Below are 13,841 nucleotides of genomic sequence, written 5' to 3'. Positions count from 1 at the left end.
CCTCATCGAGCTTCGCCCGCAGTTCCTTGATCGCGAGCGCGGCGCGCTGCAGTGGGGTGAGCTGGCTGAGATCACCTCTCGTCTCGCTCACGACTCGCCTCCCAGGAGCTCGTCGAGCGCCTCGTCGATGAATGGCACGAGCGACTCGTCCGACGCACCACTGACCTGTTCGATGAGAGCCGCCCTGGCCGGATCGGACGGCGCGGTGGGCGCCAGCGCCGCGGACGGTTCCGTCGCCGCCGCCGGGCTCGCACCGCCGTGCACCGCGTCGAGGCGCGCGACGAGCTCGTCGAGCAGCTCGGCGAGCGTCGGCCGAAGCATGAGCAGCGCGGCTGGCAGCGACAGCGAGAGCTCGATCTCGAGACGCTCGCGCAGCTCGAGCGAGGTCAACGAGTCGAACCCGAGGTCGAAGAAGCCGCGATCAAGGGCGGGCCTCGCGTTGGCCGCGAGACCGAGGATCTCGACGACGCCCGCGCGGATCCGGCCCTCGACGACGAGCCTGCGCTGCCGGGACGACATCGTGGCGAGGCCGCGCAGGGGCGAAGGACGCCGGCTCGCCGCGGCAACGGGGCCGCCGGAGGGCGACGTCGACACGCCCGCGTCGGCCCCCTGCCGGGCGCGTTCGGGCTCGAGGGGCAGCACCCCGACGAGCGGCTGGGGCGCCGCGAGCGCGACCTCGAACGCCGCGAGCGCCTGCCCAGCGGTCATCGCGCCCATGCCCATGCCGCGGTACGCGCGTCCACTCCCGTCCACGTCGTGGTGGAGGCCGGCACCAACGCCAGCGATCGGGCCCCACGCGATGGACCGCGCCGGCAGGCCGAGCGCCGCCCGGTGCACGCTCAACGCGTCGAGGAACGCGTTGGCGGCTGCATGGTTGGCCTGGCCCGCGTTGCCGAGCAGCGAGGCCGCCGAGGAGAACACCACGAAGTGCTCGAGCCGATCGGCGAGCGTGGCCTGGTGCAACAGCCAGGCGCCGAGCAGCTTGGGACGGAGCACGCGCGCGAAGCGGTCCGCGTCGAGGTTCGCGAGCGCGCCGTCGTCGAGTACTCCAGCGGCGTGGAACACCCCTGACAGGGGCGCCCCGCCGAGCGTGCGGCGGATCTCCGCGAGGGCATCCGCGAGCTGACGGGCATCACCGGCGTCGGCGCGGAGCAATGTCACCTCGGCACCGGCGCGGCGCATCGCCTCGAGCCCCTCACGCTGCCGGGGCTCGAGCGCCGCCTGCTCCGCGCCGCGCGAGAGCAGGAACAGCCGTCGCGCGCCCCGGCGCACCATCCAGTCGGCGACGAGGAGCCCCAACCCACCGAGCCCGCCCGTGATCAGGATGCCGGCATCGGCCGCGAACGACACGCGCTCGCGAACCTCCGCACGCCCGAGGGGCGCCAACTGGGCGACGAGGCGTGCCCCACCACGGTAGGCGACTCGCGACTCGTCGTCCGGCTCGCCCCCGTCGATCTCGCGCGCGAGCGCGGCGACCGCTTCGGCCGGAGCGGCCGCGGGATCGAGATCGTGGCAGGTGGTGCGCAGGTGTGGATGCTCGAGCGGAATCACGCGGGCGACGCCCCACAGCGCGGCTTGTGCGAGGGCCGCGCCGCTGATCTCGCCGCCCGCGGAGGGCCCGAGCGGCGCCGCCCCGCGCGTGAGCAGCCGCAGGGAAAGCGCGCCCGGCAGCGCACGCAGGCGCGCGAGCAACGGCACCAGCGCCGAGCAGTTCCGCACCGCGAGCTCGTGGATCCGCTCCGGCTCGGACGCCTCTTGCGGTGACGCGCAATCGAGGGCGGCGCAGTGGATCACCTCGGCACGCGCGGCGAACGGAGCCTCGTCGCGGAGCCACCCCTCGAGCGTCTCTCCCTCGACCTCGGTGACGGTAACGGCCGCCCCCCGGGAGCGCAGCGCCTCCGCGAGCGCATCGGCGTACCCGGTCCGATCGGGGATCAACGCCACGGCGGTCCCACGGAGCGGGGCATGGGCGCTCGTCCGCGGCTCGCGCGCCGCGACGATGAGTGCCTGGGGGAACGAGAAGCCTGAGCTCTCGCCTTCGCTCGTCGGGATGTCCGGGCGCTCGAAGCCGAGCGCCGGCAGCAGCGCGGACCATCCCGCGCGTGAGAGCAGCGGATGATCGGGCCGCCGCTCGCGATCCACGAACGCCCACCATCCGTCGGTCATGCCGAAGCACAGATCGACCCAGGCGCAGCGCTCGACACCCTCGATCAGCGCCAGTGCGCCGACGGGCGAGAGCAGCCCGCGCAGCCGGCCAAGCACCGCCGAGAGATCTCGCGTCGCGTGGACCACGTTGGCGGCGATGATCAGGTCGAAGCTACCGGGGACGAACCCCTGCTCCCGCGGGTCGCGGTCGAGATCGAGGCAGGCATAATCAACGAAACGGTGCTCGGCGAAGCGCTCCCGGGCGCGTTGCACGAACGCGGGCCCGACGTCGGTGAACGTGTAGCGCGTGCGAGCCGGATCGAGCGCAGACAACAGGGCGAAGGTGGTGCCGCCCGTCCCCGCCCCGACCTCGAGGATCCTCAACGGTTCGCCGGTCTCCGCGCGGCGCCGCGCGTGGCGGCGGACGACGGCGAGCAGCTGCGCGTGGAGCAACCGGGCGGCACGTGAGTCCCGGTAGATCGCCGCGAGCGCCTCGGGATCACCACCGGGGAAGATCAGCTCGAGCGGATCGCGGCGCCCGCGCAGCACATCCGCCAGCGCCGGTCCGCAACGCTCCAGCAGCGCGCTCTCGGGGCCGTCGGGCGGTGGCTCGGCCGGCACACCCGGCGGCGAGTTGCGGGCAAGCTCGACCAGCCGCTCGAACAGGCGGCGATGGCGGGGTACGACCCCCAGGCGCTCCGCGGAAGAATCCACGCTCGGGGCATCCCGAGTCCACCCGAGCTGCGTGAGCGCACGCCCGATGTAATCGTGCGCGCGAGCATCGAGTGCCTGCCGCACCTGCCGGGCGAGATCGATGCTCGCCGGCCGCTCGAGCCAATCGAGCTGCACGAGCCAGCGAGACGGCAGCGCGCTGGCCGCCGCGCCCTCGACGAGCCGCAGGTGGATCCCGCGGAACTCGGCCGCGAGCAGGCCGACGCCGTCGAACAGCGAGACGTCGAAGCGGAGCTCGCCACCAGCGGCGCGTGCGTCCTGAAGCGTCGCACGTGCGCGGAGTGGCCCCCTGGCGGGGTCAACCGGGCGCACGGTGAGCTCGTCGATGCGTACCGGCAGGTAGAGCCCGGGCGCCCGGAGCTGCGCGAGGGCATCGGCGAGCTGCATGCAACCATCCCAGATCACGGGGTGGAGCCCATCGACGATCGCGACGCTCGCCTCCGCGGCGAGCTCCAGCTCGCCTACCGCCGCGTCCGCGCCGACCTGAGCCCTCGTGAGGGGCCGGAAACTCGGACCGAAGCGCAGCCCCCGCGCGGCAGCGTCCGCGTAGAGCGCCTCGGCTCCGGCCGCCGTGCCAACGGCGAGTTCGCCCGTGGAGCCGACAGGGCGAACGGCATTGGCTCCCCCAAATGGCTCCTCCACCGCGCTGACCAAACCCGTGGCGTACCGCGTCCAGGCGGAGTTACTCGCGCGGGGCCGGGCGTAGACGGCGAAGCGCTCGCTGCCTTCGCCGTCACGGCGCAAGCTGAGCTGCAGGTCGATGCTGTCCTCCGCGAGATCGAGGCCACGAAGGATTTCGACGTCGCGCAGCCGCGTCCCGTGGCTGCCCGCGACGCCGGCCCGCCGCGCGAGCTCGAGATAGAGGCTCGCGGGCACCGGTGTCCGATCGCCGACGCGATGATCCTCCATGCACAACCCCGCTGGCGCGCTGCGCGACACGACGGACGTCCACGCGCGCAGCTCGGGGTCCGCGAGTGGAACCGCCTCCCCGAGCAGGGAGCCGCCCACCGTGGCGGTCACGGCCGCCGCCGGCTCCCAGAAGCGCTCCTTCTGCCACGGGTAGGTCGGTAGCCGCCCGCCGACACGCCGCCCGTGCTCCTCGATGACCTCCCAGCGCAGCGGCACTCCGAGCACATGCAGCCGCCCCAGGGTCTCCAGCAAGAGCCGCCGGGACACGACGCCGTCCACGGTCGAGCTCGCGAACACGCGAGGTGACGGGGCGCTCCCGCCAGCGACGACCAGCCCGTCGAGCTGCAGCGCGTCGACGGCGGCCTCGCTCGCGACCAGGTCGCGCGGCAGCGATCGCCACCAGCTCGCCGACCGCAGCTCGGCAAGCCCGACGAGCCCATCCACACCAGCGGCCCGCAGAGGACGCTCGGGAGTGCGCCACGGCAGCTCCGCCAGCACGTCAATCGGCTGGCCAGCGGCGAGCGACATGCCGGCCTCCCGCAGCGCCTCCTCGTCGAGGGCCCCGGCGAGACAAGCCGCCGCGAGCAGGCCGGTTCCCGCTCCGACCAGCACGTCCGGAACGACTCCGAAGTGGCTCCAGAGTGCCGAGAGATCGAGCGCGACCGCGAGGTGCCCCGCCGTCTCCCGACCTGAGGCGTGCCTGGAAAGCGCCGCGAGCTCGGCCGCGCGCAGTCCCGCGCCAACCACCTTCACCGGACCGCGCGCTTCGATCCACAGGCCAATCCGCGGCCGTCGATCGATGGGGGCACGCCCACGGACGAACCATTCGCCCCGCGCCAGTCGTGACGCGGCCTCGGCCGGATCTTCGGCGACCACCGCCAGCCGGTGCGGCATGTGATCGCGCCCCAGGGCGGCCGTGCGACACCACGATGCCCACTCCGTTCGAGGGAGCCGGCGCAGGCGCCGTTCGTGCGCTTCCGCCAGGGCGTCGAGCGCCGCGTCCCCTCGCGCCGACAGCACGAGGAGGTGCGGACCCGCGTGGCCCTCCGGGGCGGGCTCTTCCGTCGGGAGTTCCGCCTGCTGGAGAACGACGTGGACGTTCGTGCCCGCGAAGCCGAACGAGCTCACGCCAGCGATCGCGGGTCCATCCCCGGGCCAGTTCCGCAGGGTGTTGGCGACCTCGAGGCTCGACCACTCGATGTGCGGCGAGGGTTCCCGAAAATGCAGCGTCGGCGGGAGCTGGCGGTGCGAGAGGCTCAATGCCGTCTTGAGCAGACCGCCGACTCCGGCCGCGCCTTCCATGTGGCCGAGGTTCGACTTGAGCGAGCCGACCACGAGCGGTCGCGCCCGCTCGGCGCCGAAGACCGCCTGGAGCGCGCCCGCCTCGATCGGGTCACCGAGCGCCGTACCCGTGCCATGCGCCTCGATGTAACCGACCTCCGAGGGCGCGACGCGGGCATCTGCGAGTGCGCGGCGGAGCACTGCCTGCTGCGAAGGTCCGCTCGGCGCCATCAGCCCGCTGCTGCGCCCGTCCTGGTTGGTCGCGGAACCCCGGATCAGCGCGACGATCGGATCGCCGCTCGCGAGCGCGTCCGACAGGCGCTTGAGCACCACGACCCCGCACCCCTCGGCACGCACGAAACCATTGGCTCCCGCCTCGAACGGTTTGCAGCGCCCGTCGGGAGAGAGCATGCCCGCGCGCGAGAAGTTGATGCTGAGCGCCGGATCGAGGATGCAGTTGACGCCGCCGGCAAGCGCCATGTCCGACTCGCCGTTGCGCAGGCTCGCGCAGGCGAGGTGGACCGCCAGCAGCGACGAAGAGCAGGCGGTGTCGACGGCCATGCTGGGGCCGACGAGGCCAAGCACGTAGGAGAGGCGCCCCGCGGCCGGGCTCAGCAGCGAGCCCGTACCGACGTATGGATCGATCCGCGATTCGTCGCCGAGCAGGCGCAGCGCGTAGTCGAAACTGCAGATGCCGACGAACACCCCCGTCCGCGTGCCCGCCAGCCGCGACGGGGCGACGCCCGCGTTCTCGAGCGCCTCCCACGCCACCTCCAGCAACAGGCGCTGCTGCGGGTCGAGCTTGCGCGCCTCGCGGGGCGCGATGCCGAAGAACTCGGCGTCGAAGCGATCCACGTCGCGCAGGAAACCGCCGTACCGGTTGTTGATCCGGCCAGCGGCAACGTACGCATCGGCGTCCCAGCGCTCGGCCGGGACCGTCGTGATCGCATCGACGCCTTCGCGCAGGAGGGCCCACAGCGAATCCAGGTCGCTGACCCCGCCGGGCATGCGGCAGCCGGCCCCGATGATCGCGATGGGCTCGTACTCATCGGCGGTCTTCGAGCTCGGAAGCGTGACGGGCGCGACCGGTGCGGACGTGACCTGCGGCACCTCGTCCATCAGCGCGCGCAGCGGCCCATCGGCGAGGAAGCCGGTCATCGCATCGATCGTCGGATAGTCGAACGCCACGGTCGCGGCGAGACGATCGAGACCCAGCACCTTGACGAGACGCCCGCGCAGTTCCAGCGAGGTCAGCGAGTCCATGCCCAGGTCTCGGAAACCCCGGCGCGGAGAGATCTCCGCCGTCGCCGACAGGCCCAGGCTCGCCGCGACCTGATCGCGGACCACGAGAGAGAGCGCGTCCCTTCGTTCTCCAACCGGACGGGCGCGGAGCCCGGCCAGGGAAGCCGCCGCGGGCTCAGCCGCCGTGCGCGCGGTGATGGCCCGGGCCGGCTCCCCTCGTCGCACCGGCGCGGCACGCAATCGGGTGAACAGGGGCGCCTGCTCGATGACCGGCGCGCGTGGCTGGAGCGCGAGGGCACCAACGCGTGCCGGCCCCCCGGCCGCCAGCCCGGCGAGCGCCTCGTCGAGTAGCGTCAGGCCGACCCGCGGCGACAGCGCGGAGATCCCCCGAGCACTCCAGCGTTCGAGCCGATCGCCACGCACCGCCGCCCCGACCTCCGCCCACGGACCCCAGTCGATGGCCACCACGGGCAGGCCATCGCTCCGGCACCGCTCGGCCAGCGCGTCGAGCACGGCGTTCGCCGCCGCGTGATTCGCCTGCCCCGCCGAACCGACAAGACCCACGGCGGATGCGAAGAACGCCAGGAAGTCGAGCCCCTCGCTTCGCCGGGCGAGCGTCGCCGCGCCCGAGACCTTGGGCGTGAGCACGGACTCGAAGCGCCGCGCGGTCTGCCCGACGATGGCACCATCGTCCAGGACTCCGACGGCGTGGATCACACCCCGCAGCGGTGGCAACTCGCGGCCGATCCGATCGAGCGCGGCCTCGAACTGCACCGGGTCGCCGACATCGACCGCCCATGCCTCCACGCGTGCCTGCCCGGACAACTCCGGCGCTCCGAGCGCGGCCTTGTCCGCATCCCGGGTGAGGAGCACCAGGTTGCGCGCGCCTCGCTCGATCAGGTGCTGCGCGGTCAACCGTCCGAGTCCGCCGAGTCCTCCGGTGATCAGGTACGTGCCGTCGGGGCGGAGCGCGGGAACGGCGTCCGCCTTCGCGGGCAACCGGTCCAGGCGCGCGAGCCAGCGACGCCCGTCGCGCAGCGCGACCTGGGGCTCGTCGTCACGCAGCAGTTCGCGGAGCAACCCGCGCTCGGACTCCACGTCGATGCAGCGGCAGTCAAGCTCGGGGTGCTCCATCGCCGCGACCAGCCCCAGCCCCCATACGGCCGCCGACGCAGGTCGCGCCGGACCGCCGCGGCCCGGCAGCTCGCGGGCACCACGCGTCAGGAGACGCAAGCGAGGCGCTCGCGGCCGCGCAACGAGCGCCTGGATCAGGCGCAGCGCGCGCGCCGAGAGGTACGTCGATTCCGCGAGTACCGCGCCGTACGGCCTGTCCGCTGGCTGGTCGTCGTCGACAAAGAGCGAGACCTCATCCAGGACGCCGTCCCGCTCGTGCTCCGCGAGGATCCGTGCCGCGGCACCATCCTCGTCGAGCGACGCAAGCGAAGCGAAGCCACAGGGCGAACCGAGCAGCTCCAGCCGTTCCCTGACGCCGCCTGCCATGCCCTCTGGAGCGCCGATCAGCAACCGGTGGCCCGTGGTTGCGCCAGCCCCGCCCGGGCTCCGCGCCACGAACACGGCCTGCGGGAACAGCTCCCGGTCCTCGGGCGATGGCTCGATGCAGCGCTGCGCCTCGAAGCCGGCCTCGCCGAGCAGCTCGAGCCAGCGATCGCGAGGCAACAGTGGGTGCGTCCGATCGTCGGCGAAGCGCCACCAACCGGAGGTCAGCCCGAACACGAGATCGATCCAGGCGCGCGACTCGACGCCCTCAAGCAGTACGAGCCGCCCGCCCGGACGCAGGCGCGCGCGAAGCCTCGCCAGCGTGGCGCGCAGGTCGGCGGTCGCGTGCAGCACGTTGCCGGCGACGATCAGGTCGAAGTCGCTCAGCTCGGCCGAAACGGACTCGTCGGCCTCGACGTCGAGCAGCGCCGTGCGCAGCGCCGGGTATGCGCCGAAGCCGCGTGCCGCCCGCTCCAGGAAGGCGGGCGATACGTCGCTGAATACGTACGTCTCACAGCGCGCGGGCAGCAGCGGAAGCAGGTGCGCGCTGACGCCACCCGTGCCGGCCCCCACTTCCAGCACGCGCAACGGTGCCGCCCCCTCTCGGGCGAGCAGGGCCGCGGTCTGGGCGAACAGCTCGTTGACCGCGCCGAAGCTGGCCGCCTCCCGGTAGAAGGCCGCCGTCGCGTCCAGCGCACCATCGGGAAAGATCAGCGAGAGCGGTTCCCGTTCGCCGCGCAGCACCTCCGCCAGCGCCGAGCCACAGCGCCCGAGCAGCGCGAGCTCCGGACCGAGCTGCGGGTACTGCTCGCGCAGCGCATCATGCCGTTGCGCCGGGTCGGCGGCGGCCGGACCCTCGCCGAGCATCGCGCGGAGCCGCGCGAACTGCCGGCGCTGCGCCGGCACGACACCGAGGGACTCGGCGTCATCGGCCGGGCCACCAGCACGGCGCTGGAGTTCCGCGAACGCCACCGCCACGTAGCCGCGCGCCAGCTCATCGAGCACAGCGCCCGCACCAGCGGGCTGCGGCGCGGGCAGCGCGACGACGCTCGTATCGGGCTGCCAGGCGACCTCGAACAGCCCTCCCCCCGACGCCCGGTCCGTGCGCGAGTCGAGCAGCGCGGCCTTCGACGCACGCTTGAGCTGCAGGGCGTCGACGCTCGCCACGAGCCGCCCTTCCATGTCGAACAGGCGCAGGTCGGCGGTGTGGGTCTGGTTGTGATCCGTGGAGCGAGGCGGATGGAGGCGCAGGTGTACGCGGACTTCGCGGACTCCCCGCGCGCGCAGCTCGATCCGCGCGCATCCCAGGGGAACGAAGGGCTCGCGGTGGCTCTCGTGGGCGTAGATCAGCGCGAACACGCACTGGAAGCAGGCGTCGAGCAGCGCGGGGTGGAGCTCGTAGCTCGCGCTCTCCTGGGCCTCCTCGCCCTGGAGGCACACATGCCCGATCGCCTCGCGGCCCCGGCGCTCCAGATGGCGGATGTTGCGCAACCGCGGGCCGTAATAGATCCGCATGCGCTCGTAATAAGCATCGAGCTCCACGGCCTCGCCATCGAGGCGAGGGAGCTGCCCGGTCGCGTCCGGTGAGAGCTGCCGCCGCGCTATCCGCCCGGTCGCGTGCCGGGTCCACGCGGATTCGTCGTCACTGCGCTCTGGCTCGGCGCTGTGGATCTCGAACCGCTCATCCTCCGAGCGGAGGCGAAGCCGGGCCGGCGCACCCGCTCGCAGCACGAGGGGCGACCACACCGTCACGTCCTCGACGATCAGCGTGTCGGCCGCGTTGCCTGGGAGCAGGCGGGAGGCCGCGGCGAGCGCCATCTCGAGGTAGGTGACCCCGAGCACGACGATCGCATCGTAGACCCAGTGCTCGCCGAGGTATGCCGGCCGGTCACTGCTCACGGTGCCGGTGAAACATCGCGCGCCGGGCGCCGGATCGGGCACACGCCGCCCCAGCAACGGATGGAACCGCTCGCCCGTGTCCTCGCGCAGCCATGCCCGTCGGCGCGCGAATGGATACGTCGGCAACCGCGCGCGGACGGCGCCCTGCCCCGCGCCGTGGCTGACCGCCGCCCAGTCGAAGTCGACGCCAGCGACATGCAACTGGGCGAGGCTGCGCCGCATCCCATCGAGCTCGTCAGCGCCGGCCCCCATGCCGCCGATGAAGCGCAGCCGCCCGAGCTCGTCGGCCTCGATGCTCCGGGCCAACCCCGCGCGCGCCAGCCCGACGAGTGTCGGCTTCGGTCCGCACTCGAGGAAGGCCGTGACGCCGCGCTTGCGCAACGTCTCGACGCCCTCGAAGAATCGTACGGTCTCGCGCAGGTGGCGGCGCCAGTAACGGGGCGTCGCGGCCTCCTCGCCGAGCAGCTCGCCGCGCAGATTGCCAATCAACGCCCGCGACGGCGGCTTCGGCCCGGCAGCCGCGACCAACGCCTCGAATTGATCGAGGATCGGCTCGACCATCGGCGAGTGAAAGGCGTGCGAAACGTCGAGGGCCACGCTGCGGATGCCCTCGCGCGTGAGCACCCCGGCAAGCGCCGCGAGATCCTCCTTCACGCCGGCGACGACCATCTGCGCGGGCCCGTTGCGGGCGGCGATCGCCATCCGCTCCGCCCGGTCGCCGAGCAGCGCGCCGAGCTGCTCCTCGGGACACATCACGGCCAGCATCCCGCCAGGCGACATTCCCTCCATCAACCGGCCTCGCGCCGCGACGAGCCGCAGCGCGGTCATCGGCTCGAACACGCCGGCCACCGCCGCCGCCACATACTCGCCAAGGCTGTGGCCCATCACGGCCTCGGGGCGCAAGCCCCAATCAGTCCACAGCTCGAACAGCGCGTACTCGAGCGCGAACAGGGCCGGCTGCGCGAAGCGTGTCCGGCTGAGCAGCGCGCGCTGGCCTGGATCGAACAGCAGCTCCCTCAGCGCCAGCGGCAGTTCGTCGGCGAGGGCCTGCTCGCAGCGCTCGATCGCGGCGCGGAAGATGCCTTCGCGCTCGAACAAGAGCCGCCCCGCTCCGGGGTCGTGGCTGCCCTGACCGGAGAAGAGCACGGCCACCTGCGGGGTCTCGTGCGCCTCACCGGGCCCGGCGAGTGTCGGGCCACCTACGTCGCCGCCACCCGCGGCGAGGGCGGCGAGCGCGGTGCGCAGGGCCCCGGAATCATCGGCGGCGAGGGCCACGCGATGCGCGAAGTGCGCGCGGCTCACCTGGCTCGTCTGGCAGAGCGCGGGCAGGGCTCCGGCCGCTTCGTTCGAGAGCGCCTGCGTGGTGCGCTCGGCGAGCGCCGCCAGCGCATCGCCGCTACGGGCGGAGAGCAGGAACAGGCGCGCGCCGACTCCTTCGGGCATCGGAGCGCGCTCGGGTCGAGGCGGCGGCGACGAGAGCACGACGTGCGCGTTGGTGCCACTGAAGCCGAACGAGCTCACGCCAGCGCGCAAGAGCTCGCCGCGCTCGCCCCAGGGTGTCGGCTCGCACGGAACGCGGGCCGGAACCGAATCGAGATCGATCTCCGGATTGGGTGCGCGGAAGTGGACGTTGCCGGGCAGCGTCCGCCGATCCATCGAGAGCACGACCTTGAGCAGGCCGGCCAACCCGGCCGCCGCCTCCGTGTGCCCGATCTGCGTCTTCGCGGAGCCCAGATAGAGCGGGCGCTCGCGCGCACGGTCCGCGAATACGGCCGAGAGCGCACCGAACTCCACTGGATCACCCAGCGCCGTGCCCGTGCCGTGGGCCTCGATGTAGCTGATCTCGCGGGCCTCGACGCCGGCATCGGCCAGCGCCGCGCGAATCACCGCCTCCTGGGCCGCGCCGTTCGGCGCCGTCAAGCCGTTGCTGGCGCCGTCCTGCTCGAGCGCGCTGCCCTCGATCACGGCCAACACCCGATGCCCCGCGGCCATCGCGTCGTCGAGGCGCTCGAGGACAACCGTGGCGCAGCCCTCCGCCCGCACATAGCCGTCGGCGGCGGCATCGAAGGTCTTGCAGTGTCCGTCGGCGGCCAGCATGCCCGCGGCACGGAACGAATCATCGAGGTCGGGCCCGAGGATCAGGTTGACGCCGCTGACCAGCGCGAGCTTGCTCTCACCCGCGCGCAGGGACTGAACCGCCAGGTGCACGCCGACGAGCGCGGAGCTGCACGCCGTGTCGATCGACATCGCCGGCCCGCGCGCATCGAGGAAATAGGCGATGCGCCCCGAAGCCATCGCCGCGCTGTTACCCGACGGGACGTAGGGGTGTCCGCCTTCGCCAGCGGCCACCGCCAGTCGCTCGTAGTCGCGAGAGAAGAGGCCCGTGTACACCGCGGTCCGACTGCCGGCCACGGAGCGCGGTGATATGCCGGCATCCTCGAGCGCCTCCCAACAGGTCTCGAGCACGAGCCGGTGCTGCGGGTCGAGCAGCCGGGCTTCCTTCGGGGCGATGTTGAAGAAGTCGGCGTCGAACGACTCGACGTCATTGAGGAAGCCGGCACGCGTGGGGAGGTCGGTGGACAGTGCCAGGCGCTCGGGCGGCGGCCCGGTGATCGCGTCGCGGTCCGCGACGAGTACCCGCCAGTAGCCCTCTGGATCCCGCGCGCCGCCGGGAAACCGACAGGCCATGCCTACGATCGCCACGCGAGAGACGCGCCGGCTCGGAGCTTGCTCGGCCGGCCCCGCCAGCTCCGGCGGGAGAGAAGGGACCGGCGCGGCGGGCGTCGATGGGGCAATGGGTACGGACGCCCGCGCCGGCGTGCCGAGTGCCCGCGCGATGGCTCGCGGCGTCCCGTGGCTGAAGAAGAACGAGGCGTTCAGCTGCACCCCGAGCCGCCGCTCGAGCAACGTCCGCAGCTCCATCATCGCCATCGAATCGAGTCCGAGCTCCAGCAACGGGCGATTCGGGTCGATCCGTCCGCCCGCGGCGGGATGAACGCGGGCGATCGCGTCATCGACGACACCGCGCACGTCGCGCTCGCCATCGACGGCGCTCGCGGGGACCGCCGCATCGGCGTGGGCCGCCCCACGGAGCGCGTGGATCACGATCACACCGGCCCCGTCGTTGTCGACATCCTCGGGCCGGTAGCCGCTGATGATCCCTCCGATGCGCGCGCCGTGACCGAGGTGGAACCCGAGCACCGGATCGCGCGGGCCGCCCCCGCGCCCGTGGACGTAGTCCTCGTAGCCCAGACCCTTCGCGCGCTGTCTCGGATAGTCGCCGCAACGCGAGACGCCGACGACGTTCTCGATGCCCGGCCGGAGCCGCGCCGCCGCGAGCACGAACTCGAGCAGCAGACTTCCGAAGTCGTGGTTGCGGACCGCGGGGTCGACGTTGAGGCCGAGCAGCTGCAGGGCCGCTCCACTGGGATCGTGGAGCCCGGCCAGCTCGGAATGACGAGCCCCGGCGAGCGCCGCGGGCCCCGCGATCCGCTGCGCGTACGTCGCGCCGACGATCGCCCCCTCGTGGAGCAGCACCCAGCATCCCCGTGGCTCCGTGGTGACGCGCCGGAGCAGCTCGGCCCGCGAAGCACGCAGAGGCGCCGGCCAGCAGCGCGCCTCGAGAGCACACAGCGCGTCGAGATCGCTCGGCCGCGCATGACGGATCCGATGCGCGCGAAGCTCGAACCAGTTGAGGGAGATCCGGGTGAAGTCGAGCTCTCGCGGATAGCGGCGCGAAGCACTGGGCCTGGCGAACAGTCCCACCGATGCGGCGGCCGTCAGGAAGGCATCGGCCTCGACGAGGTGCTGGCGGGAAAAGGCATGGTAGGCGTCGAAGTGCAGGCTTTCGCTCTGCTTGAGGTTGGCCCGCACCACCGCCGCCGGCAGGCTGTGCACCTCGAGGATCAGCAGACCATGGCGCGCCGCCACCCCCGCCCAGCGGCGCAGGTGGGCCGCGAGGTTGGTGAGCACCCGTCCGGAGTCGAGCAACACGCCGCCGCGACCGACATGGATGCTGTCATCCGCCGGGCTCGGCTCCTCGTCGAGCGCGTCGGCCACCGTGACCTCGTGATCGAGGAACGAGCGCACGTGCAGGACGTGATCGGGATCGATCCCCCGGCCGCGCAACGCCTCGA

2 protein-coding genes (1 of these 2 running past the window's edge) are annotated in these 13,841 nt (G+C 72.8%); both read right to left on the bottom strand.

Annotation, left to right across the window (positions count from 1 at the left end; genetic code table 11):
* Positions 1-91, bottom strand: partial view of a type I polyketide synthase gene (locus Q664_RS58420; RefSeq protein WP_043408200.1) — the 5' end (the start) only. Its footprint begins 12,434 nt before the window's first position; only the first 91 of its 12,525 coding nucleotides appear in the window; the start codon lies at positions 89-91; its stop codon lies beyond the left edge, outside the window.
* Positions 88-13,833 (bottom strand): SDR family NAD(P)-dependent oxidoreductase, encoded by a 13,746-nt coding sequence (locus Q664_RS39145; protein WP_425117462.1) that lies wholly within the window; start codon positions 13,831-13,833, stop codon positions 88-90. Before Q664_RS39145 ends, Q664_RS58420 begins: the two co-directional genes overlap by 4 nt.
* Positions 13,834-13,841 lie beyond the last annotated feature (8 nt).

The sequence above is a fragment of the Archangium violaceum Cb vi76 genome (assembly GCF_000733295.1).
GTDB lineage: Bacteria > Myxococcota > Myxococcia > Myxococcales > Myxococcaceae > Archangium > Archangium violaceum.
This window is presented reverse-complemented; position numbering and strand designations above follow the sequence as displayed.